The sequence below is a fragment of the Rhizobium sp. CB2179 genome (genome assembly GCF_057653455.1).
In genome coordinates, this window is the sequence record NZ_CM172781.1 from 3,296,890 (window position 1) to 3,318,506 (window position 21,617).

21 protein-coding genes are annotated in these 21,617 nt (G+C 61.3%); 9 read left to right on the forward strand and 12 right to left on the reverse strand.

Annotation, left to right across the window (positions count from 1 at the left end; all coding sequences use genetic code 11):
- Positions 1–3: 3 nt before the first annotated feature.
- Together AC244Q_RS16500 and AC244Q_RS16505 are read left to right on the forward strand one after the other, a co-directional pair.
- Positions 4–651: an OB-fold-containig protein gene (locus AC244Q_RS16500; RefSeq protein WP_012758551.1), complete on the forward strand. Its 648-nt coding sequence runs from the start codon at positions 4–6 to the stop codon at positions 649–651.
- On the forward strand, positions 648–2,405 hold the full coding sequence (locus AC244Q_RS16505; protein ID WP_012758552.1) for a flotillin family protein: 1,758 nt from the start codon (positions 648–650) through the stop codon (positions 2,403–2,405). Before AC244Q_RS16500 ends, AC244Q_RS16505 begins: the two co-directional genes overlap by 4 nt.
- A gap of 134 nt (positions 2,406–2,539) precedes the next feature.
- Here the strand turns inward: AC244Q_RS16505 and AC244Q_RS16510 are convergent, their stop codons facing one another.
- From AC244Q_RS16510 to AC244Q_RS16545, 8 genes are all read right to left on the reverse strand, one after another.
- Positions 2,540–3,280, reverse strand: a complete 741-nt coding sequence (locus AC244Q_RS16510) for a metallophosphoesterase family protein (protein WP_113548396.1) — start codon at positions 3,278–3,280, stop codon at positions 2,540–2,542.
- Between the two features lie 2 nt (positions 3,281–3,282).
- Complete coding sequence (gene uraH, locus AC244Q_RS16515; RefSeq protein ID WP_003541961.1) at positions 3,283–3,639, reverse strand: hydroxyisourate hydrolase; 357 nt, start codon at positions 3,637–3,639, stop codon at positions 3,283–3,285.
- The gene (locus AC244Q_RS16520; RefSeq protein ID WP_206641086.1) at positions 3,636–4,157 is read right to left on the reverse strand and encodes an ureidoglycolate lyase; all 522 of its coding nucleotides are present in this window, start codon (positions 4,155–4,157) and stop codon (positions 3,636–3,638) included. The genes uraH and AC244Q_RS16520 overlap by 4 nt, the downstream gene beginning before the upstream one ends.
- Positions 4,141–4,503 (reverse strand): HepT-like ribonuclease domain-containing protein, encoded by a 363-nt coding sequence (locus tag AC244Q_RS16525; RefSeq protein WP_113548394.1) that lies wholly within the window; start codon positions 4,501–4,503, stop codon positions 4,141–4,143. Before AC244Q_RS16525 ends, AC244Q_RS16520 begins: the two co-directional genes overlap by 17 nt.
- Positions 4,500–5,000 (reverse strand): 2-oxo-4-hydroxy-4-carboxy-5-ureidoimidazoline decarboxylase, encoded by a 501-nt coding sequence (uraD, locus tag AC244Q_RS16530; RefSeq protein WP_113548393.1) that lies wholly within the window; start codon positions 4,998–5,000, stop codon positions 4,500–4,502. Before uraD ends, AC244Q_RS16525 begins: the two co-directional genes overlap by 4 nt.
- Positions 5,000–5,923, reverse strand: a complete 924-nt coding sequence (gene puuE / locus AC244Q_RS16535) for an allantoinase PuuE (RefSeq protein WP_012758556.1) — start codon at positions 5,921–5,923, stop codon at positions 5,000–5,002. Before puuE ends, uraD begins: the two co-directional genes overlap by 1 nt.
- A gap of 115 nt (positions 5,924–6,038) precedes the next feature.
- A complete protein-coding gene (locus tag AC244Q_RS16540) occupies positions 6,039–6,746 on the reverse strand; it encodes a DUF1045 domain-containing protein (protein ID WP_113548392.1) in 708 nt (235 codons plus the stop codon).
- Positions 6,747–6,860: 114 nt separating this feature from the next.
- Positions 6,861–8,039, reverse strand: coding sequence for an NAD(P)/FAD-dependent oxidoreductase (locus tag AC244Q_RS16545; protein ID WP_113548391.1), 1,179 nt, complete (start codon positions 8,037–8,039; stop codon positions 6,861–6,863).
- On the opposite strand from AC244Q_RS16545, the gene mnmC2 reads away from it, so the two are divergent.
- The 3 genes from mnmC2 to AC244Q_RS16560 all read left to right on the forward strand — a co-directional run bounded on the left by mnmC2 (position 8,038) and on the right by AC244Q_RS16560 (position 9,389).
- Positions 8,038–8,754 carry a tRNA (5-methylaminomethyl-2-thiouridine)(34)-methyltransferase MnmC2 gene (gene mnmC2, locus AC244Q_RS16550; protein ID WP_113548390.1) on the forward strand — a complete coding sequence of 239 codons (717 nt, stop codon included), beginning with the start codon at positions 8,038–8,040 and terminating at the stop codon, positions 8,752–8,754. The genes AC244Q_RS16545 and mnmC2 overlap by 2 nt on opposite strands.
- Positions 8,755–8,835: 81 nt before the next feature.
- Positions 8,836–9,084 carry a type II toxin-antitoxin system ParD family antitoxin gene (locus AC244Q_RS16555; RefSeq protein WP_012758560.1) on the forward strand — a complete coding sequence of 83 codons (249 nt, stop codon included), beginning with the start codon at positions 8,836–8,838 and terminating at the stop codon, positions 9,082–9,084.
- Complete coding sequence (locus tag AC244Q_RS16560) at positions 9,081–9,389, forward strand: type II toxin-antitoxin system RelE/ParE family toxin (protein ID WP_012758561.1); 309 nt, start codon at positions 9,081–9,083, stop codon at positions 9,387–9,389. Before AC244Q_RS16555 ends, AC244Q_RS16560 begins: the two co-directional genes overlap by 4 nt.
- Here the strand turns inward: AC244Q_RS16560 and AC244Q_RS16565 are convergent.
- Positions 9,383–12,778: a response regulator gene (locus tag AC244Q_RS16565; protein WP_113548389.1), complete on the reverse strand. Its 3,396-nt coding sequence runs from the start codon at positions 12,776–12,778 to the stop codon at positions 9,383–9,385. The two genes, AC244Q_RS16560 and AC244Q_RS16565, sit on opposite strands and share 7 nt — an antisense overlap.
- Before the next feature lie 320 nt (positions 12,779–13,098).
- Between AC244Q_RS16565 and AC244Q_RS16570 the strand changes: the two genes are divergently transcribed.
- A complete protein-coding gene (locus AC244Q_RS16570) occupies positions 13,099–13,407 on the forward strand; it encodes a hypothetical protein (RefSeq protein WP_113548388.1) in 309 nt (102 codons plus the stop codon).
- 127 nt (positions 13,408–13,534) lie between these two features.
- Here AC244Q_RS16570 and AC244Q_RS16575 read toward each other — a convergent pair whose 3' ends face one another.
- On the reverse strand, positions 13,535–14,920 hold the full coding sequence (locus tag AC244Q_RS16575; protein WP_113548387.1) for an MFS transporter: 1,386 nt from the start codon (positions 14,918–14,920) through the stop codon (positions 13,535–13,537).
- A 193-nt stretch (positions 14,921–15,113) separates the two neighbouring features.
- Positions 15,114–16,061 (reverse strand): dihydrodipicolinate synthase family protein, encoded by a 948-nt coding sequence (locus tag AC244Q_RS16580; protein ID WP_162770459.1) that lies wholly within the window; start codon positions 16,059–16,061, stop codon positions 15,114–15,116.
- A 165-nt stretch (positions 16,062–16,226) separates the two neighbouring features.
- Between AC244Q_RS16580 and AC244Q_RS16585 the strand changes: the two genes are divergently transcribed.
- The 3 genes from AC244Q_RS16585 to AC244Q_RS16595 all read left to right on the forward strand — a co-directional run bounded on the left by AC244Q_RS16585 (position 16,227) and on the right by AC244Q_RS16595 (position 20,496).
- On the forward strand, positions 16,227–17,255 hold the full coding sequence (locus AC244Q_RS16585; RefSeq protein ID WP_128406823.1) for a LacI family DNA-binding transcriptional regulator: 1,029 nt from the start codon (positions 16,227–16,229) through the stop codon (positions 17,253–17,255).
- Between the two features lie 151 nt (positions 17,256–17,406).
- Positions 17,407–18,522, forward strand: coding sequence for a DNA alkylation repair protein (locus tag AC244Q_RS16590; protein ID WP_128406824.1), 1,116 nt, complete (start codon positions 17,407–17,409; stop codon positions 18,520–18,522).
- Between the two features lie 246 nt (positions 18,523–18,768).
- On the forward strand, positions 18,769–20,496 hold the full coding sequence (locus tag AC244Q_RS16595) for a DEAD/DEAH box helicase (RefSeq protein WP_128406861.1): 1,728 nt from the start codon (positions 18,769–18,771) through the stop codon (positions 20,494–20,496).
- 95 nt (positions 20,497–20,591) lie between these two features.
- Here AC244Q_RS16595 and AC244Q_RS16600 read toward each other — a convergent pair whose 3' ends face one another.
- Positions 20,592–21,491, reverse strand: coding sequence for a DMT family transporter (locus tag AC244Q_RS16600; RefSeq protein WP_128406825.1), 900 nt, complete (start codon positions 21,489–21,491; stop codon positions 20,592–20,594).
- Positions 21,492–21,617: the final 126 nt, after the last annotated feature.

Here is a 21,617-nt window from a genome sequence, read left to right on the forward strand (position 1 = left end):
ACGATGGCACTCCTTTTCGCCCCTGAATGTGCGCCCTTCGCCATCGCCGCAGCGATCCTTGTCGGCCTGACCGCGATCGAGATGCTCGCGATGGTCATGGGTTTTTCGATGACGGAATTCCTAGGAAAGCCAGAGGTTCATGGCCATGACGGCATTCTGGCTTATCTCTCCTGGCTCAATCTCGGCGGTGTTCCGCTACTGATTCTCATGATGCTGACGCTCGGCTTCTTCGCGATGACGGGCTTTGCGTTGCAGGCCGTCGCCAACGCCTTCTGGGCGCCGCTGCCAAGCTTGATAGCCGTCATACCTGCCGCGCTCGCAACCATCCCCATGGTCAGGGCGTCGAGCAGAACCGTGGCGCGGATCGTACCGCACGACGAAACCTATGCGGTCGATCTCGACGCCTTGCTCGGCCGGACAGCCGAGGTGTCGATCGGCCCGCTCGATCAGGGATTGCCGGGCCGCGTCCGCGTCAAGGATCAGCATGGAAACTGGCATGTGCTTCGAGCCCGAGCCGCCAAGGGCGAAGGTCCACTCGCGATCGGCGCTTTGGTTCTTCTCGTCGATCACAAGGCAAATGTGTTTATCGCCATTCCCGCGCCGGTCGACCCCACCGATGCGGACAATCAATCTTTGAGGGAGCAGCAATGATGTACGACGTTATTCTACCAGCCGGCATTGGGATTGTTCTGATCTTCGGCATCGGTTTTGTCCTCGCCTCTCTTTACACGCGCTCCAGCCGCGATGAGGCCTATGTGCGCACCGGTCTCGGCGGCCAGAAGGTCGTGCTCGACGGCGGTTCGGTCGTTCTGCCGATCTTCCATTCGACCGCCCGGGTCAACCTGAAGACGCTGCGGCTCGAGGTTCGCCGCGGTGAAGGCGATGCACTGATCACCAAGGACCGCATGCGCGTCGATATCGGCGCCGAGTTCTATGTGCGCGTGAAACCCGATGCCTCCTCGATTGCGCTTGCAGCTCAGACACTCGGCAACCGCACCAACGACGCCGAGGCTCTCCGCATCCTGATCGAGGCGAAATTCGTCGACGGCCTTCGCTCGGTGGCCGCGACGATGAATCTCGACGCGCTGCAGGAACAGCGCATGGATTTCGTCAAGGCCGTGCAGGAAGCTGTCGGCGCCGATCTCCAGTCGAACGGCCTCGAACTCGAATCCGTGTCGCTGACACGCCTCGACCAGACCGATATCAAGCATTTCAACGCCAACAACTTCTTCGACGCGCAAGGCCTTGCGGCATTGACCCGCATCACCGAGGGACGCAAGAAGGAGCGGAACGAGATCGTTCGCGACACCGAAGTCGCCATCGCCCAGAAGGATCTCGAGGCCCGCCAGCAATCGCTGACCATCGAGCGGACCAAGCGGGAAGCCGAACTCAGCCAGGAACGGGACATCGCCAACAAATCCGCGGCGACACGCGCCGAAACCGCGCAGCAGGAGCAGGCCGCAAAACGCGCCGAGGAGGAAGCCCGCATCGCTTCCGAACAGGCGATCGCCGAACGCGAGGCATCTGCCAAACAGGCTCGCGAAAGCGCCAACATCGACGCCGCCCGCGCCGTCCAGCAACGCGAAACCGAAGCCAAGCGCGACCTCCAGATCGTGGCACAGGAAAGCGCCATCGCCGTTGCCAACAAGAGCCGTGAAGAATCCGAGGCGAAGGCGGCTGCGGAAACGGCCCGCGCGCTGGCGATAGCGGCGGAGGAAAAAGTCGGCACCGCCAAGGCGATCGAGATTGCCGAACGCGAAAAGCAGATTGCCGTCATCGACGCACGCAAGAAAGCCGAGACGGAAGCGACCGCCGTCACCGTCGGCGCCGAAGCCGAAAAACAGGCGGCAAGCGACCAGGCCGAGGCCATCAAGACGCTCGCGACCGCCGAGGCGGATGCGGCGATCATCAAGGCCAAGGGCATTCTCGAAACCGGCAAGGCCGCGGCCGAGAGCGAGGCATTGCTCAACGACGCGCGCAACAAGTTGAGCTCTGCTATCATCGAGTTCGAGATCACCCGCGAACGGATCCGCATCATTCCGCAGGCGCTCGCCGAAGCGGTCAAGCCGATCGAGAAGATCTCCGACATCAGGATATTCGATACCGGCGGCATGCTCGGCCGCGGAAACGGAGCGACCGGCGGAAACGGCATCGGGCTCGGCGAAGGACTGGCCAGCCAGCTCCTCTCCTATCAGGCGAATAAACCGATCCTCGACAAATTGCTGAAGGAAGCCGGCTTCGAAGGTGACGATGCCATCTCATCCCTTCTTGGAAATCTCGATGGCGCAAAACCGGCAAGACCGGCAACGCCCGCCGCAGCCCCGGCAAGGCCGACAACACCGACCGCAACTCCGACACAAACGATCATTCCTCCGGCGCCGAAGCCGGGACCAAAGAAGGACTGACCGCCGCGCAAGCGGGTCTGGACTGGAACAGGATGATTTTAGGCCGGTCCGGCCCAAAATCCAAATCCTGTTCTAAATTAAATAGTTAGAGCACGATGTCGCCCGAAAACCGCACACACTTTCGGCATCGTGCTCTATCTCACCCAACCCGTTGCCAGCGCGCCTGCCCAGTCGGCACGGCCCCTTTCGGCGGCCAGTGCCGACATCGCTATCTGGTCATAGGCGACGGTTCGGAACTGCCATGTCCATCCGGCTGCCGTCTTTTCCAGAATGGCGTAGCTCGCCAGCGGATGGCCAGCCTCCACCTTGTGGTAATAAGGCAGTTCGTCGTCATAGGCCGGGCAGCCGACGCTGCCCGGATTGACGATCAGGCGGCCATCGGAGAGGCGCACAGCGCGGGGAATGTGGCTGTGGCCACAGAGGATCAGCGGCAGGTCAGTGCCTTCGGCCAGCGCCTCGATCGCTCCGATCGACTTCAGGAAGACGACGCCCTCCGGCGACACCGATTCCAGCCAGTAGAGATTGTCGTCCTTCGGCGTTGCGTGGCAGAGATAGACCTCGCCGCGATAGACGGTATCGAACGGCAGGCTTCGGATCCAACTAAGATGAGACGGCGACAATTGACTGTAGGCGGCCGCATCCGAAATATGCATCGCCGCCGGGTCCTGTTCGATCAGGTAGCGGTCGTGATTGCCGCGAACCGAGGTCAGGCCGAGCGACATCAGAAGATCTGCTGTCCGGCCGGCCTCCAGTGGCCCACTGAAGAAATCGCCGAGATTGACGATCTCCTCGATCCCCTGTGCGCGAATATCAGCAAGCACCGCCTCGAGCGCCAGATGGTTGCCGTGAATGTCGGCGATCGCTGCAAAACGCATCTCTAGCTCCCTCGGTAGGTAGAATAGCCATAGGGCGAAATCAGTAACGGCACATGGTAATGCGCCGTGACGTCGGCAATGCCGAAGCGGATCGGCACGAGATCGAGGAAAGCGGGATGCGGCAGCGGCGTGCCGCTGGCCCTCAGATAATCGCCGGCATGGAAGACCAGTTCATAGGTGCCGGCCCGAAAATTTTCGCCAATGAGGATGGGGCCGCCGTCGACCCGGCCGTCGGCATTGGTCTCCACCGTCTTCAGATGCCTGCGAATCTCGCCGTCGAGCTGGAAAAGATCGATCCTCAAACCTTCGGCCGGCTTGCCGAGAGCGGTATCGAGAACATGCGTGGTCAGTCCGGTCATGGGGCTGGCTCTCTGATGATATAAGGGGTTTCGAAGAAGTATTCTTCCAGATTATTGCCCGGCCCATCACGGTCGACGACCAGGAAATCTGAGGCTTGGCCGAGCGCCATCAACGGATGATGCCAGACGTTGCGGCGATAGTTCACGCCCTGATCGCCGCGCGCCAGAAACACTTGCGGCCTGCCCGGGCGACCGTTCTCATCCTCGGAGACGACGACGAGAAAAGGACGGCCCGAGACCGGCGAGAAACTCTGGGTGCCGAGCGGATGGCGCTCCATCATCGCGACGTCATAAGGAAAGCTTCGTGGCTGGCCGCGAAAGAGGTTGATGATGACGCGTGCGCCTTCGCCCGTCGCCTCAGTGGCGGCCAGCGCATGAAACCGCTCCGTCGTACCGCCATTGATGAACCGCATCGAGGCGGGATCGGCTTCGATCACCTCCCCGAAGGGAGCAAAGGCGGATCTCGTAAGCGGACGGATGTCGAGATGTGGAGGCAATCGCTTACTCACCTTCGGCATGCCAGTGACGGATGGCATCGATCGCAGAAAGAAGTTCCGGCAGCGTGCGATAGGTCGCCTCCCAGATGTCGGAAGGATCAAGATCGAAGATGCCGTCGAGGATACGGTTGCCCGTGCCGCAGATTTTCGTCCACGGCAGATCGGGATGCTCGCTCGCAAATTCTGGATGAGTCACGAGCAGACGGGACGCCGCGGCACCGATGGTGAAGTGGCAAAAGGTGACCGCCTTGAAAGTGAGCTTGTCCCCGGCAAACGCCGCCCCATCCATTCCGCCGACGAAAGACAGCGCTTCGGATGCAGCCTCATACATCTCATTGAGATAGTCGATCGCGCGCCGCTCGTTCATTCAGCCTCCGGCAGCATCGACGTCAGACGCAGCAGCGCGATCCGCTCGACTTGCGCCGTCGCGGCCGCAAATTCTTCGTCCTTGCCATTGCTGATCCGTGTTTCGAAAGCCGCCAAGATGTCGTCCTTACCGAGCCCCTTGACGGCAATGATGAAGGGAAAGCCGAATTTTTCGACATAGGCCGAATTGAGTTCGGTGAAGCGGGCATGTTCGGCCGCGCTCAGGCGGTCGAGACCGGCGCCGGACTGCTCCTTCCGGCTGTCTTCAGTGAGTTCGCCTGCTATCGCGAGGCGCCCGGCAAGGTCAGGATGGGCGCTGAGCACGCCGAGACGCTCCTGCGGGCTTGCCACCCGAAAGACAGCGGTTAGCGACGCATGCACACCGGCCGCCGTCAGCGGCTCCGTCACGTGGCCGGCGTCATAGGCGCGCTCGGCGATGAAAGGCGAATGTTCAAAGACGCCGCCGAAGCGGGAGACAAAATCCTCTCGCGACATCATCAGAGCGCTTCCGGCTGATGGTGCTTGTGCCAGTGCTCGGCGATCTCGATACGGCGCGGAATCCAGACCTTGTCGTGCTTCAGGACATATTCGATGAAGCGCTTCAGCGCCGCCGCCCGGCCGGGACGTCCAACGAGCCGGCAATGCAAACCGACCGACATCATCTTCGGGCTGCCCGCCTTGCCTTCCTCATAAAGCGTATCGAAGGCATCCTTCAAATAGGTGAAGAACTGATCGCCGGCATTGAAGCCCTGCGGCGTCGCAAAACGCATATCGTTGGTTTCGAGCGTATAGGGGATGATCAGGAAGGGTTTCCCGTCGACGCCTTTCACCCAGTAAGGCAGGTCATCGGCATAGGAATCGGAGGAATAGAGAAAGCCACCCTCCTCCTGCACCAGCCGAAGCGTATTGTCGGAAGGCTTGCCCTGATACATGCCGTAGGGCCGCTCGCCGGTAAGCTCGGTGTGCAGGCGCACGGCTTCGAGGATATGCTTGCGCTCCAATTCTTCTGGAAAATCCTTGTATTCCAGCCAGCGGTAGCCGTGGCTGGCGATCTCCCAGCCGGCCTCCTTCATCGCAGCGACGGCCTCGGGGTTGCGGGCCATCGCCAGCGTCACGCCGTAGACGGTGGCCTGCACCTTTAGATCGGTGAACATTCGCCAGAGCCGCCAGAAGCCGGCACGCGAACCATACTCGTAGATCGATTCCATGTTGAGGTTGCGCTGCCCTGGCCAGGCGGCCGCACCGACGATCTCCGACAGTAGGTTTTCGGAAGCCGGGTCGCCGTCGAGGATCGAGCTTTCGCCGCCTTCCTCGTAATTGATAACGAACTGCACGGCGACGCGTGCCTCGTCCGGCCATTTCGGATCGGGCGTCAGACGCCCGTAACCAACGAGATTGCGCGGATAAGTCTCGGATACCATCAAATCACCTTCTGAAAAGACGGGGAACGGTAGCATCCGCAGCCGGAATGTCGAGACGGAAACTGCTCAGCCGGATTTTGCCTTTACGATACAAGCGTTTAGCTCACCAGCAGATTCAAGCGATTTTGCGCGCGCTGACCTTGCCCATCGGATGCAGCGAATGAACGCGGAAAGGACCGCCAGTGCCCTCTTCGATCATCAGCGCCACGTTCGAAACCGTAACAGGTTCGCAGAGGACAGGCTCGAAGATCGTCCGCAACGCTGGCTCGATGCGCGGCATGTCGATCGCGTTGACGGGGCCTGTCACCGGCATATGGAAGCGGAACTCCTCCATCACATAGGGATTGCCCCAGCGATGCAGATTGGAAAATTGCGTCGCCGACAGCCCGTCCGGATCGCTGCGTTCGATCTCGGCCTCGCTGAGCGGTGCGCGAAAACGATCGAATTCCTGCACGATCGCCGAGGCGAGATACTGGATCTGCTCGCAGGGAGCGCTCGGGAGCAGGCTGTAGAAATTGCCGAGCCGGGCGACTTCGATACGCGGAATTTGGAAGGGAACGAAGGTCCCGGAAAAACGCATCAGATCGCGCAGGAGTTGCGATTCGGCCATGTCGTGGGACAGATGAAAGGGCGCCTTCAAAATACCGTGAAAGCCGTAGCGGCGAGGCACGGCGGTATGGAAGGCGATCTCGTGAATGCCGAGACCACGAACGGCCGGAGGCTCCATCATATCGCCCGAAAACACGTTTCGGCCAAGCCAATTGGCGGCCACGAGCGACAACGAGTCGCCCGCCGGAGGCGTGAAGCAAATGGCATAGCGCATGCAATTTCCTCCATCAAGGAAGTGAGCGCCGTTTTGATCCGGCGCTGTCGATGCGCAAGCAGATAGGTGATTTGCATGACAGAATAACGAAACGTAGCGGCGCCTAATTCACGTTTAACGTGAAGCCGCCGCAATATGGCTTGAAATTGCGAAGCTTTCCGGCAGCAAAAATCCGCAGTCTGTATCGCCTGCGATACATATCGCCGCCTCTGCCAGCCGGTGGGCCAGGCCGAAGCTGACCTTGAAGCCGCCGGTCAGCGCGATCAGGCGCCGGTGGTCGGGATGGCGGCCGATCATTGGATCACGGTCGATCGCCTTCGGGCGAAGCCCGGCCCAGCGCTCGACAACGGGAGCGTCGCGAAGCATCGGCACGATACCGCGCGCCGCCTCGATCAGCGCGTCGAGCTGGACGTCGGTGGATGTAGGATGGTCAAAACGGTTCTCACTGGTGCTGCCGATTGCCACATGCCCGCCTTCATGCGCGACGACATAGAGCCCGTCCAGGAAGATCGTCGGCAGCGCCGGGTCGATATCGGCGTTCAACAGTGCCGCCTGCCCCTTGACCGGCTGGCCGAGCGGCTGTTTCAGCCCCGGCGTCAGTCCCTGCAACAGCGGAAAGGACTGATGGCCGGCAGCCAGGATGCAGTGACTGAAAACAATGGTTTCGCCCTCGATTTCGGCCGTACCGCGATCGGGATCGAGGCCGGCAACCGTCGCATGCTCCAGGATACGAACATGCTTTGCCCGCCGCAGGAAGGCGATAAGCGCTGCGATCAGCAAACGCGGCGCAACGCGGGCGGCGAGCGTGTCGTGCACGAAGCCGCTCTCACCGGCAGACGCTTCGATCCAGCCGTCGATCGGCGGCCTGTCGAGGACATGCCAGTGGAAGCGGCGGTCGCCCACCCACCAATGCTGTTCAGCGTCCTCGAAACGGCCGCGCGCTATTGTGTTGAGATGCGGCTTCGGCAGCGGGATCAGCCGTCCGGACCTGCTATAACCGGCGGAAAGCCCGGTCTCGAATTCGAGCGCGGCGATCTCGGCTTCGAGCGAGACCAGCGCATCGAACTGGAACTGCTTCTTCTCCGACCACTGGTCCGGCATGTGTGGCATCAGCGCGCCGAGCACGCCGCCGCTTGCACCTTCGCCCAACCTGCCGGCGTCGGCAATAACGGCACGGATGCCCCGGCGCTCGGCATGGACGGCCGCCCAGAGTCCCATGATACCGCCGCCGACGATCAGCAATTCTGAGGACGATTGACCTGAGACCGGCTGAGGATTATCGGCTTTTTCCATGACAGACGTGAACCCCGATCAGATTGGCGCGGGCGCGCCGCAGCCGCTCGAATGGCGCGACGGCGATATGCCCTATTCCACCGCCTTTGGCGATCATTTTTATTGCCAGACCGATGGGCGGTTGGAATGCGGCCATGTTTTTCTCGCCGGCAATGGCCTGCCAGAGCGCTGGAACGGGCGGCAGAGATTCCGGATCGGAGAACTCGGCTTCGGCACCGGTCTGAACTTCGCTGAGACCTGGCGGCAATGGAAGCTCCACCGTGCAGACGGCCAGCAGCTACATTTTACCTCCTTCGAACTGCACCCGATGCGCGGTGAAGAAATCGGCCGGGCGCTATCGCACTGGCCGGAGATCGACGCCGAACGTCAGGTGCTGACGGCGGCCTGGCCGGAAATACCGGCCGGTATCGTGCGCCTCGATCTCGATGCCCAGACGACGCTCAGCGTCGTATGCGGCTATGCCTTGGACGGCGTCGCGGCAGCCGAAGACGACTTCGACGCCTGGTATCTCGACGGCTTCGCCCCGTCGCGCAATAGCGATATGTGGTCGCAGGAACTGATGCGGCTCGTCTGTGAGAAAAGCGCAGCCGGCGGCACTTTCGCCACCTATGCAGCGGCCGGCTTCGTGCGCCGCAATCTCATCGCCGCGGGCTTCGCCGTCGAGCGCCGCAAGGGCTTTGCTGGCAAGCGCGAAATGCTCTGCGGCGTCAAGTAATCTCGGCAAGTACGATCGATTCAAGCGGCTGCATTGCTAACAGTTATCACCTCGTGCGATAATCGCCCGAGAGGAACCAATATGGCCAGCAGCGCGAATCTTGGACAGCAACTCGAAAACTATGTGAACGAACTCGTGAAATCGGGTCGTTACAACTCTCGCAGCGAAGTTCTGCGGGAAGGTGTTCGGCTTGTCGAGGAGCGGGAAAAACGGCTGATGGCGCTCGATCTGGCGATCGGCCAGGGGATCGCCGACGCGGAATCAGGCCGCTTCAAGCCCATCAGCGATGTCGCCGCGCGCCTTTCAGGCAAATATGACGATCGTTCGTGATCGTCCTCATTACCGCGCAGGCGGAGGCGGATCTCGAACGTATTGGCGACTATATCGCTGAGGTCGATCCGCAGCGGGCGGCAAGCTTCATTCACGAACTGCTGGCACGGTGTGAGCGTCTGGCGCAAATGCCAAACGGTTTTTCATTGGTTCCACGCTACGAACATACCGCCGTTCGCCGCCGTCCTTACGGCAGCTATTTGATCTTTTATCGTGTCGGCGAGGATCGTATCGAGATCCTGCATATCCTCAACGGCGCTCAGGATTTCGAGAGCATCCTGTTTCCCGAAGGTTCAGATCAGTAGCTTGTGCGCTCCGGCTGCTGCTCGCTCGTTCCCAGCCACTGGCGGATTTTTTCCTCGAGCAGTTCGGGGCTAATCGGCTTCGACATGTAGTCGTCCATGCCGGCATCGAGGCAGAGCTCGCGGTCACTTTCGAGCGCATGGGCGGTGACGCCGATGATCGGCACCCGGTGGCCGTGCCCCTTTTCCCTTTCGCGGATCGTCTGGGTCGCCTGATGGCCGTTCATGACGGGCATCGAGACGTCCATCATGATGATGCGCGGCGTATACCGCTCCCAGGCGGCGACCGCCTCCTCGCCATTCTCGACGACGAGGAAGGAGAGGCCTGTTCCCTGCAGGATCTGCGTGAAGACGATCTGGTTGACCTCGTTGTCCTCGGCAACGAGCACGTCGACGAATTCAGCGGCGCGTTTCTGCGGCACGGGCGCTGGCGCCGGCACGATCGCTTCCGTCTGCAGCCGGGCGATCTCGGCCTCGGAGACCTGCTTGACGCGGCTGGCGCGCACCACCTCGACGACGGTGTTGCGCAGCACGTTGGCGCGCGCCGGCTTCATCAGATGCGCGTGGCCATTCAGTGCTGCGAATTCCTTTTCTGTGCCCGAAATATCCATCGACGTCAGGAAGATGATCGGCAATTCGACGAAGCGGGGATCGGCGCGCAGCTGGCGCGCGACATCGGCGCCGTTCATATCAGGCATGTGATAGTCGAGCACGACAGCGTCGACGGTAACGCCGAGATCGGCCGCCGCCTCCAGGATCGCAAGCCCGGTGCCGCCGCCTTCGGCGGCCACGCCGTCAAAGCCCCAGAGCGAAAGCTGCTCGGTGAGGATTCGCCGGTTTACTTCATTGTCATCGACGACGAGGATACGCGCACCCTGCACGTTGATCGGCAACGGCTTCGGCTCAAGGCGGGCGGCCGCCACCGCAAACGGCAGGTTGATGGTGAAGACAGAGCCCTTGCCCCATTCACTTTCGACGTTGAGATAACCGCCGAAAAGGTCGACGAGCCCGGCGGTGATCGCAAGACCGAGGCCGGTTCCTTCATGTCGCCGGGTCGATGAGGCGTCCACCTGCGAGAATTTGTCGAAGACCGATTCAAGCTTCTCCGGCGGGATGCCGATCCCGGTATCCTCGATGCGGATGCTCGCCATGATCTCGCCGCCGGCGGCCGGCTGGAAGCCGACATCGACGAAGACATGGCCCCGCTCGGTGAACTTGACGGCGTTGCCGACAAGATTGGTAACGATCTGGCGGAAACGCCCGGCGTCGCCGATTACGGCGGCGGGCAGATCGGGTGCAGCCCGCACCAGGAGCTCGATGTTCTTCTCGGCAGCGTGCGAGGACAAGAGCGTCGCCACGTCCTCTACCGCTTCGGTGATATCGAAAGCAGCTTTGCGCAGTTTCATCTGCCCGGCGTCGATCTTCGAAAAATCGAGGATGTCGTTGATGATCGTCAGCAGCGCGTTGCCCGACTTGACGATGATGTCGACGAAGGTCTTCTGGCGGGTGTCGAGATTAGTCTTGGCAAGCAGCTCCGCCATCCCAAGCACGCCGTTCATCGGCGTGCGGATCTCATGGCTCATATTGGCAAGGAATTCGGATTTGGCGCGGTCGGCAGCCTCGGCGCGCGACAGCAGCTGGCGCAACTCCTCCTCGCGGCTCTTGAGTTCGGTGACGTCAGTAAAAAGCGCCACCCAGTGCTGCCCCTTGCTGACCGTCGCATCCATGTTCACCCAGCGCTCGCCGCCGACATGGAAGACGGTGGAAATCGGCAGCCTGGCCGCGATATTGTCACGCCAACCCTGCAGGATTTCGCCGGCGGCATCGTGGAAATCGCCACGCGCCGCGCAAAATTCGAACATGCCGATCCAGCCCTCGCCGGGCTCGAGATAGGTGGCCGGAATCTGCAAGATGTCAGAAAGCGCCTCGTTGGACATCTTGATGATGCCGTCCTGAACAACGGCTAGGCCCTGCGGCATGGCATGGGTCGCATCGCGCATCATTTCGCCGAGCCGCTCCAGCGCGGCACGGGCCTCGTGGATCTCCTTTTCCCGCTCACGCACGGCCGTGATGTCGGCATAGGTCAGCAGGATCCGGTCGTTCGAGATACGGCGGCTATCGAAGATGACGGATTTGCCGCCCGCCCAGCCGAGCTCAATCGGCTCGGGCTCCTCGGTCTCGAACAGATGCTTGCGGAAATCGTAGATCTCCTCGGGCGTCTGAGCGCCGTCGTAACGACCGAGCTCATAATTGCGGCGGATGACGTCGATGAACGGGCGGCCGTCGAAGGGATCGTCGAGTGGCAGCTCCCAGATGCCGTAGAACTCGTCGTTGACGTAGAGGATCCGGTGGTCGTTATCGAGGATCAGCACGCCGACCGGCAGCGAGCGCAGGATATTCTCGATATCCCGGTGCAGCACCTCTTTGTGTTTCTGCGCTTCGATCAGCGCCTTCTCTCGGTCCTTGAGTGGCGAGATGTCCGAAAAAGAGCCGACGACATAGGGCCGTCCGTCCGCTGTCACGACGCGATTGACGCGCGAAAGGACGGAATAGATGTGGCCGTCCTTGCTCGGCAACAGGCTTTCGATTTCCTTAGACGTGCCGCCTTCCAGCGCCAGCAGGTTTTCCTGATAGATCGCCTCGCCGCCGTCCAGCCCGAACATTTCATGTTCGGTCAGCCCCAACACCCGGGAACGGCTATGGCCGCTGAAGGTCTCGTAATACTGGTTGGCATAGACGAGGCGATGCTTCTCGTCGCGCACGAAGGCTGCCACCGGCAGGTCCTCCAGAATGGTGCGCAGCAGGTCGAGTTCATTGACGCTCTCGTGCCAGGCCGCGTCGCTGACAGCCGCAGGCTTTGCGTCGTTGCGATAGGCGGCATTGACGACCAGGGGGCGGCCATCCCCCGCAAAGATGCCAATCGGATAGTCGAGCTGTTCCAGTGCCTCGCGCACACGAGCGAAATCGGCAGCGACGCCGGCGTCGCCCGTCATGCCAGGATCGCTAGCGATCCCTGGATCGCCGATCGCCCGGCGCGTCGGTTCGCGCACTTCAAAAATGCCGAGCACGTAGGCCCGATCCAGCGATGGCGAGAAGCTTTCGATCTGGATGCGTTCATGACTGAGGCCCGCCGCATCGAAGCAGATGGCGTTTTCCTCGGTGCCGAACACCAGCGCTCGGCGTTCCTTATCCTCACGATCCTCTTCCTCGGGGCGATCGAGGAGCTCGCGGCTGCGCCTGCCGATGAAATCGGAAATCTCGCGGCCCAGAAAACGGGCATAGGCCTCGTTGACGGCGACATAACGCAGCTCGCTGTTCTTGACATAGGCCGGGGTATCCAGATCAGCGATCCGGCGGCAAGCCAACTCAAGAAGTTCCCCGGCTGATTTCAAAAAATATCGCTCCCGCAATGAATGAAATATCGACTAGAAAAACTATAACGCCAAGGCTTTTAACAAGGTTTTAACCATAAATTTCGACAGCGGAATTTTAGGAGCCAGGCTCACCAAGCTGAAGACAATTCGAGATTACCAGCCCCGGCTTGCACGAGACTGAAAGGACGCCCGCCATAATTCCTTTCGATGTCGGGATCCGCTGAAATCATGACGAAAATTTAATGCCAAAACCGCTTGCGCGGCCATTGCGCCGCCGCGATCCGGGCCGAGTCTCCGGCATGGCTTTATGGAAGCCATGCCCATGAAAGGAAAATACTATGTCCGTTCTTCATAAGACCATGGCGACGGGCCTGATCACGCTGACCTTTGCCGGCGCCTCGCTCGCCACCGCCACCACCGCCGATGCCCGTCCACGCGATGCCTTCTGGGGCGGCCTTGCCGCCGGCGTCGTCGGTGGCGCCCTGCTGTCGGAGGCAGCCCGTCCCGCCTACCCGGTCTATCCGGCCTATCCCGCTTACCGCCCTTACCCCGTTTACCGTACCTATTACCGGCCGGACTATTGCCACTTCGAATGGTTGCACGACGATTGGGGCAATCCCCATCGCGTCAAAGTCTGCCAGCGATAGCGAAAACCGCATCCGGCGCCGCTTGACCCTCCCGGCGGCGCCGACCCAGTGCCCTCAACGGCGACCAAATGAAACTGGCGGATTTCCATCCGCCAGATCAAAGCTGAGCAGATCGCATTTTCAACCGTTACGGAGAAAGCTCCTCCAACACGCGGTCCTTGGTTTCGACCGCAAACAACATCGTGACGATTGCACCGACAATCAGAATGGCTGCGAAGCTCGCAAAGACATACTGGATGCCCATGGAAGACATCACCGTGCCGACGAGGATCGGGCCGGCCGATGATCCCAGGCGAAGCCAGGCACTGCCGGTTCCGGTTCCCAAAGCCCTGAGGCGTGTCGGGTAGATCTCTGCCGAGTACAGGTAAAGGGAGAATGTGACGGTCTGGACGATCGCATAAGCGAGACCGGCTAGAACCAAAACCTGGATAGGAGAGGTCGCGCCGAGCCATGCGAGAGCCAGCAGCGGCAGGGGAGCGAGAAGCAGCGCACCGGTGTACCAGCGCTTGCGTCCCACTTTGTCGATGAGCAGCGCGCAGATGACGGCGGCGATCACGCCGCCGACCGACGTCAGGAAACCATAGAAGATGCTGGTTTGAAGCGGCAGGTTGAAAACCTGTCGATACAGGGTCGGCAGCCAGGTGATCGTACCGTTGGCGACCGTATAGGCGGTAAACCACATGACCCAGATGGAAAGTGTCCGCTTCAAGTAAATGCCCTGGAAGAGTTCGCGCCAGTCCGACTGGCGGCGGGCCGGCGCCTGGATGAGCTTCGGTTCGGGCAATTCCTTGCCGGCTGCACGAGCACTTTCTTCCATGCGGGTAACGATAGCGTTTGCTTCGCCATAGCGGCCGTTGGCAGCTAGCCAACGCGGTGATTCCTTCAGGAACCAGCGTAGAGGAATCATGATAAGTGCGGGAACGAGACCGACGACGAACATCGCCTTCCAGCCGTAAACCGGCACCATGAAGTAGCCGATCAGCCCGGCTCCGACGAGGCCCAGCAGGAACATGACCTCATAAAGGAGGAAGAACTTGCCGCGCCCCTTCGATCCGATCAACTCGTTGATATAGGCGCTGGCGACCGGAACCTCGCCGCCCGTGCCGATCCCCTGGACGAAACGGAAGGCCATCATCATGCCGGCCCCGGCAGCGAACAGGCATGCCACATCCATGCTGACGAAAAGCAGGATAGTGAACAGAAGAACTTTCAGCCGGCCGACCTTCTCGGCGAGCCAGCCAAACAGGATCGCACCGATCAACTGCCCCAGATAGCCCATCGACAGGATCATGCCGGTCTGCGAGGGGGTCAGACCCCACTCGCGCACGAGGACGGGCATGGCATAAGCGATGGCGATGACCGTGTAGCCGTCGAAGAACGTTGCGGCGCCGACGATATTGCGCGCCCAAAATACCTCACGGGTGATGGGAAGGCGCTCCAGACGAGCGCTGATTTCGGCCTGACGATCAGCGGCATTCGCCGTCTCAGCCGGCATAGGCTGCATGACATTCATTGGTTCCTCCTTCTCGCCCCGTGGCCTACCACTCTCCCGGCCAGGGGCGCTCCTGCTTGATGGTTGCTACTGCGTGTCAGTTCGTCCTGTCAGGGCAATGGCTTTCAAAGCTATTAAGCCTGACTCGGCGGGTTCCCATGGTTTCCTCCCATCGGAATGCGCCCCTGCGACCTGCGCAGGGGCGTCAAAGAGGTCACTCGGCAGCCAGCAACTGGTCAACGCGGCCAATTCCGGCGGCGTCGAAGGCGACGAAGATCTCTGCTTCGGCCTTTTCGCCAAGGTTCTTCAGCGGCTCGCGGATCGTAGCGTGGTCAAGGATACCGCGGTGCACGAGTCCAAGTTTCAGGGCCACGGTGCCTTCCATGTGAGAGCCGCGGTGATAGACGGCACGCGTCACCGGAAGAAGGCGCTCGAAGATCTTGCGCGCTTCCGGATAGTCCTGCGCCTTGCCGGCTTTGATCAGGTCGATGAGCAGCTCCGGCGCAATATTGCCATAACCGACGAGCAGACCGTCGACATCGAACATGGTCGGCAGCAGCCATTCATCGTGGCAGCTCAGAACCTGCAGCTTTGGATTGGCCTTCTTCAGCTCTGGAATTTCGACATACCAGCGCTTCATATTGCGCACGCCGTTCTTGGTGGCGACGACGCCTTCCTGTGTGGCAATCGCAAGCTGTGTTTCGAGATCGTATGATGCTTTGGTGGCGTCGGGATACTGGAACAGGATGCACTGGAGGCCAGACTCCTGCCAGATTGCCTTGTAGCGATCCTGGGGCGCTCCCTTCTGAAAGCCGAAACGCAGCCAGCCGTGGTTCGGATAGACGAGTGCGCCGGTGGCACCCGCAGCCTTGCATTTCCTCGCCTCTTCAGCGGCGACCTTCGTGCCTTCACCGGTAATCCCGGCAATGATCGGAACGGCACCGTCGACAGCTTCGACATAGGTGCGGATGAGAGCAAGGCGCTCCTCTTCCGTGAGGAAGGTGCCTTCGCCGGCATGGCCGAGGATGACGAGGCTTTTGACGCCTTCCATCGAAACTAGCCATTTGGCGAGTTTGGCGTTGGCTTTGTGATCAACTTCACCGTCGCGGGTGAAAGCGGTAACGGGGGCCGGGCTCAGCCCGCGCATATCCATCGGTTGCATATTGGTCTCCTCCTTCGTGCGATCGCGGTTCACTCGCGACCGATATAGGATCGTTTACGGGAACGTTCCCACTATCGTTCTTGAATTCTCTGGAGTCAATATCTTTTTTGGTGCATGCTCAGAATGGCTCGACGGCCGATTGCCGACTCGAATGGAAAAGGCTCAATGAGTTCAAAGACGGATGAAGTTCCGGGACAGACCCGCGTCACTATTCACGGCGTCGCTGCCGCAGCCGGTGTCTCCAAATCTACCGTGTCCCGCATACTGGACGAGAGGCTTCCCCGCTCCGACAGCGAGACAGCGCGTCGCGTGCGCAAGGTTGCCGAAGAGCTCGGATACGTTCGGGATGTTTCCGCAGCGAGCCTCAGGCGCGGCAACACGATGACAATCGGGGTGATCGTGCCCAGGCTGACGGATACGGTCATGGCCATGCTTTATGAAGCACTGGCCAAGGCCTGCAGCCGTAGCGGCCGCTTCGCGATTGTCGCAACGACCGACGACAAGCCAAAGGCAGACCGGCTTGCGGCCGAGTCTCTGCTGAAACGCGGCGTCGATGGTCTGATTCTTTCGACAGCGCGGGAAGACGATGACTTTCCGGACGAGCTGGCAAAACGCGGTATTCCTTATGTCCTGGCGCTCCGGACGGATGGCCACAGCCTCTCGTCGGTCGGCGATGACAGGCTCGGTGGGTACCTCGCCGCCCGCCACCTCCTCGATCTCCGCCATCGCAGAATTGGCGTCATCGCCGGTCCATCCTATGCCTCCAGTTCGCGGGGACGCGTGGAGGGTTTCCGCCACGCCCTGGAAGAAGCTGGATTGAAGGCAGATCCCTCATACATCATTCCCTCGACATTCGGCATCGAGTCCGGTGCGGTGGCCGTCGAAACCCTGATGCATCTTAATCCCCGCCCAACCGCTATTTTCGCCGTCAACGACAATACCGCTATCGGCGCGTTGTCGGGACTGACGAAACTTGGTCTTTCCGTGCCGCAGGACATCTCGATCGTAGGCTATAACGACATTCCGATTGTCGGCCACCTCCCTACGCCGCTCACGACGTTGCGGGTGCCGTTTGAGCAAATTGCAGCAAACGCCCTCGATCTTCTTGCCGGCGACAACAGTCCCGCCGACGAGCGTATTCGGATCTCGGCCCCCACACTTATTCCAAGGAAATCGACGACACCGCTACGCTAACTCGCGCCACACGCACACCCCCGCTATCTGCACACGATTGCTCGAGCGGGTGCGATCACTCTATTCTCCGATAGCAAATCGCCAGATGTTTCGCAGACCATGTTGCCCTTGCGGCCGGCATGCGGCGGCCGCATAGAGAGGAAGGACCAGCATGCCGGAACCGCTCAAGAACCTGCTGCATGAGGCATTGGTCGGCGATATGGCCGATCGCATTGCCGGCAACGCGCCAACTTTCGATAAAAAACGCTTCGTGATGCTGGCGACCGATGGCCTCGGAGCGCTGGAGCTGATGGAGCGCTCGGCGCTTATCCGCGACGCGCTGTTTGCCACGCTTCCCGGTGATTTCCGGGAGGCCGCAGCCATTTTCAAGGCCAGCCTGCCCACTGCCGGGAGTCCGGGGCTCTCCGGCTGGATGCTGCTGCCGATCAATCAGTTCATCGCCGCACGCGGCCTTGATCATTTCGATCTCGGGCTCGAGCTCCTGAAGGCGCTGACGCCGCATTTCACCGCCGAATTCGGTATCCGCCCCTTCATCCACCGCGACCAGCAGCGCGCGCTGGCCATCATTTCCGGCTGGGTCGACGATCCCGACCAGCATGTACGCCGGCTGGCGAGCGAGGGAACGCGGCCGCGCCTGCCCTGGGCGATGCGCCTGCCGCAGCTCGTCAAGGATCCGGCTCCGATCCTGCCCATCCTGACCGCGCTGATGGATGATCCGGAGGATTATGTGCGCCGCTCCGTGGCCAACAGCCTGAACGACGTCGCCAAGGACCACCCGGATCTGGTCGCCGCGTTCATCGCCAGTCATATCGAAGGCGCTTCGCCCGAACGCCGCTGGCTGCTGAAACATGCCTCACGCACGCTGATGAAGAACGGCCACGCGCAGGCGCTCGCCAATTTCGGCTTCGCGGCCAGCGATTCGCTCGAATGCGAACTGCGGCTCGTAAACGGCGAGGTGATGTTCGGCGAAGGGCTGGATTTCGAAATCCGGGTGACGAATGCAGGCGAGCGAGCGCAGTCGCTGATGATCGACTACGCCGTTCACCATGTGAAGAGCGACGGTTCGCTCTCACCCAAGGTGTTCAAGTGCAAGGCGATCTTGCTCGCTCCGGGGCAAAGCCATACAGTTGAGCGTCGTCACGCCATGCGGCCAATCACGACGCGGCGCTATTATCCAGGCGAACATCGCATCGCCATCCTCGTCAACGGCGCAGAGACAGCATCGCAAAGCTTCGTCCTCGTCATGCCCTCACCTGACCAAGGCTGAGGCTTTCTTGTGCACCGCACTTGACTTTCCACGCGAACTAGCCCAAATGCGGGTCAGCTTTCACCCTTCCGGCCGCCGCGTGAGCGTGCCCCTGCTGAAAAATACAGATGCAGGAAGAAGGGACAAAAGCGCATTTCGATAGAGCGCCGCACTCCCATGAGCGGCCAGAAGCGCTGGAAAGCTTTTTCCAACTCACAAGTTCCCACTTCACGCGGGGTTCTTGACGCCAGAATGAAACCGGATCGCATGGTGCGTTCCGGCGATAGTCATTGTGGCGCCCCGAAAGGTTATACCTTGACTAATTTTGAATCGCTTGGTGTCTCCAAGCCGATCGTCGCTACTTTGTTCCAGCTCGGCATCGAAACGCCGACGCCCATCCAGGAACATTCAATTCCTCTCCTCCTCGAAGGCCGCGACCTGATCGGCCTTGCCCAGACCGGCACCGGCAAGACCGCCGCTTTCGGCCTGCCGCTTATCGAAAAGCTGCTCGCCGATGAACGCCGCCCCGACAACCGCACGACGCGCACGCTGATCCTTGCGCCGACCCGCGAACTGGTGAACCAGATCGCCGAGAGCCTGAAGAAGTTCATCCGCAAGTCGTCGCTGCGCATCAATGTCGTCGTCGGCGGCGTCTCGATCAACAAGCAGCAGCTTCAGCTTGAAAAGGGCACAGACATTCTCGTCGCCACGCCCGGCCGCCTGCTCGACCTCATCAATCGCCGCGCGATCACGCTGACTGCCGTTCGCTATCTCGTGCTCGACGAAGCCGACCAGATGCTCGACCTCGGCTTCGTCCACGATCTGCGCAAGATCGCCAAGATGGTGCCGAAAAAGCGTCAGACCATGCTGTTCTCGGCGACCATGCCGAAGGCGATCGCCGATCTTGCCGGCGAATATCTCGTCGATCCCGTCAAGGTCGAAGTCACGCCTCCAGGTAAGGCTGCCGACAAGGTCGAGCAGTACGTTCATTTCGTCGCCGGCAAGAACGACAAGACGGAGCTGCTGCGCAAGTCGCTGACCGAAAACCCCGATGGCCGCGCCATGGTCTTCCTGCGCACCAAGCATGGTGCCGAGAAGCTGATGAAGCATCTCGAAAACATCGGCTATTCCGTCGCCTCGATCCACGGCAACAAGAGCCAGGGTCAGCGCGAGCGGGCGCTGAAGGCCTTCCGCGACGGCAGCATCAAGACGCTGATCGCCACCGACGTCGCCGCCCGCGGCATCGACATTCCGGCCGTCAGCCACGTCTACAACTACGACCTGCCTGAAGTGCCCGACGCCTATGTGCATCGCATCGGCCGCACGGCGCGTGCCGGCCGCGACGGCATCGCCATCGCTTTCTGCGCTCCCGACGAAGCCAAGCTGCTGCGTGATATCGAGCGCCTGATGGGCATCGACATCACTGTCGCAAGCGGCGAAGCGCCGGCAAACATCAGCGGCGGCCCCCGTCGCGCCAACGGCAACGGCAACAACCGCAATCGCAATGGCGGCCAGGGTCGCGAAGGTCAGGGTCGTGGCGAAGGCCGTGGCGACCAGAATCGCTCCGAGCATCGCGGCAACCGTCAGGAACGCCGCCCGCGCCGCGAAGGTGAAGGCAGCGAAGTCCGCGCCGGCGGCGAGGAGCGTCGTCCGCGTCCGGAACGCCAGACCAACCGCAACGAGGATTTCCGCGGTCAGCGCCGCGGTGAAACGACGCCGGATCTCGGCCCCGACAACGATCTGGCCTCGACCTCCGATTTCCGCGCCTCTGCAAAGCCGCAGCGTCCGGCCCATCACGGCGCCCATGCCAATGGTGAGCCGAGCGGTCATCACCGCGGCAACAGCCGCCATGCCCACGGCCGCCCGGCCCGCAAGCACGGCGAGGACCGCGGCCCGCAGCAGGCCCAGGCTGGCGAACCACGCCGCGACGGCAACGGCGGCAACCACCGCGGTGGCTCCCGCAACGGCGGCGGCCAGCGCCGCGAACGCGCCTGATCGTTGAAAGATTGAAAAGCAAAAGGCCGGGGATCTCCGGCCTTTTTGTTATCTAGCGCATCGTGCTTTGGGCGTCCGAAAGGACGCGCGGCGCTCTAAACCTCCGCAGGCCTGTGCTCGCTGGACGCCCTGCGGTTCGTAAGATAGACGCCTGTCACGACCACCACGGTACCGACGACCAACGGCAGGGTCAGCGGCTCTCCGAAGGCGATAAAGGCTTCGAGAGCAACCGCTGGCGGCATCAGATAGATCAGCGAGGCGGCGCGTGACACCTGACCCCGGCGGATCAGATAGAGCAGCAGTCCGACGCCGCCCATCGACAGGCCGAAGACCGACCAGACCAGCGCGCCATAAGCCTGCGCGGCGCCGTCGAAATGCTGGTGCTCGAAGATCAACGACAGCGGCAGGGTGAGGATCAGTGCGCCGATATATTGCAAGGTCGCGATGGTTCTGAGGTCGCCGGATTGCAGGTGTTTCTTCTGATAAAGCGTGCCGTAGGTGACGGACGCCATGGCGACCAGGTTGATCGCCAGCGGCAGGGCGGCATGTGTGAGATCGGCGGTCGCCGGATCGAGTAGCTTCGGCGAAATGGCGATGGCAATGCCGATAAAGCCGAGGGCAAGGCCTAGTTTTTGTGCCGGCTGCAGCCGCTCGCCGATGAGGAAGGGAGCTGCCATTGCCGTCAACAGTGGCTGTAGCGCCGCGATGATGCCCGATATGCCGGCCGGCACGCCATTGGCGATCGCCCACCAGAGACCGGCGAGATAGAAACCATGAAGGAAGAAGCCGGAATAGACGGCGCGCAGCGCCCTCGCCCGGCTGGGCCATTGCGCCCGCACCACAAGGCAGAGTGCCAGGAATGCCGCCGCCGACAGCGCATAACGTATCGAAAGAAAGGTGAAGGGCTCGGAATGCAGCGAGGCATATTTCGCCACCACCCAGCCCGTAGACCAGAGCAGGACGAAAACGGCGGGGGCAAGGCGATCGAGGGACATGGGGCGCGCGGCTCGACAGAGGAGGGTTCGCCGTGCTGATAGCCCCACCCGGCGGCTGTAGTCAAAAGCGAAGGGTTGATGCTTATTTGAAATTTCACTGATGCAGAGACCGATGGCGGTTCGGCA

Coding starts and splice junctions, on each gene's coding strand:
- AC244Q_RS16500 (WP_012758551.1), top strand. CDS start 4: ATGGCACTCCTTTTCGCCCCTGAATGTGCGCCCTTCGCCATCGCCGCA.
- AC244Q_RS16505 (WP_012758552.1), top strand. CDS start 648: ATGATGTACGACGTTATTCTACCAGCCGGCATTGGGATTGTTCTGATC.
- AC244Q_RS16510 (WP_113548396.1), bottom strand. CDS start 3,280: ATGCGTTTTGCAGCGATCGCCGACATTCACGGCAACCATCTGGCGCTC.
- uraH (WP_003541961.1), bottom strand. CDS start 3,639: ATGACCGGACTGACCACGCATGTTCTCGATACCGCTCTCGGCAAGCCG.
- AC244Q_RS16520 (WP_206641086.1), bottom strand. CDS start 4,157: ATGCCGAAGGTGAGTAAGCGATTGCCTCCACATCTCGACATCCGTCCG.
- AC244Q_RS16525 (WP_113548394.1), bottom strand. CDS start 4,503: ATGAACGAGCGGCGCGCGATCGACTATCTCAATGAGATGTATGAGGCT.
- uraD (WP_113548393.1), bottom strand. CDS start 5,000: ATGATGTCGCGAGAGGATTTTGTCTCCCGCTTCGGCGGCGTCTTTGAA.
- puuE (WP_012758556.1), bottom strand. CDS start 5,923: ATGGTATCCGAGACTTATCCGCGCAATCTCGTTGGTTACGGGCGTCTG.
- AC244Q_RS16540 (WP_113548392.1), bottom strand. CDS start 6,746: ATGCGCTATGCCATTTGCTTCACGCCTCCGGCGGGCGACTCGTTGTCG.
- mnmC2 (WP_113548390.1), top strand. CDS start 8,038: ATGACAGACGTGAACCCCGATCAGATTGGCGCGGGCGCGCCGCAGCCG.
- AC244Q_RS16545 (WP_113548391.1), bottom strand. CDS start 8,039: ATGGAAAAAGCCGATAATCCTCAGCCGGTCTCAGGTCAATCGTCCTCA.
- AC244Q_RS16555 (WP_012758560.1), top strand. CDS start 8,836: ATGGCCAGCAGCGCGAATCTTGGACAGCAACTCGAAAACTATGTGAAC.
- AC244Q_RS16570 (WP_113548388.1), top strand. CDS start 13,099: ATGTCCGTTCTTCATAAGACCATGGCGACGGGCCTGATCACGCTGACC.
- AC244Q_RS16575 (WP_113548387.1), bottom strand. CDS start 14,920: ATGAATGTCATGCAGCCTATGCCGGCTGAGACGGCGAATGCCGCTGAT.
- AC244Q_RS16580 (WP_162770459.1), bottom strand. CDS start 16,061: ATGCAACCGATGGATATGCGCGGGCTGAGCCCGGCCCCCGTTACCGCT.
- AC244Q_RS16585 (WP_128406823.1), top strand. CDS start 16,227: ATGAGTTCAAAGACGGATGAAGTTCCGGGACAGACCCGCGTCACTATT.
- AC244Q_RS16590 (WP_128406824.1), top strand. CDS start 17,407: ATGCCGGAACCGCTCAAGAACCTGCTGCATGAGGCATTGGTCGGCGAT.
- AC244Q_RS16595 (WP_128406861.1), top strand. CDS start 18,769: ATGGTGCGTTCCGGCGATAGTCATTGTGGCGCCCCGAAAGGTTATACC.
- AC244Q_RS16600 (WP_128406825.1), bottom strand. CDS start 21,491: ATGTCCCTCGATCGCCTTGCCCCCGCCGTTTTCGTCCTGCTCTGGTCT.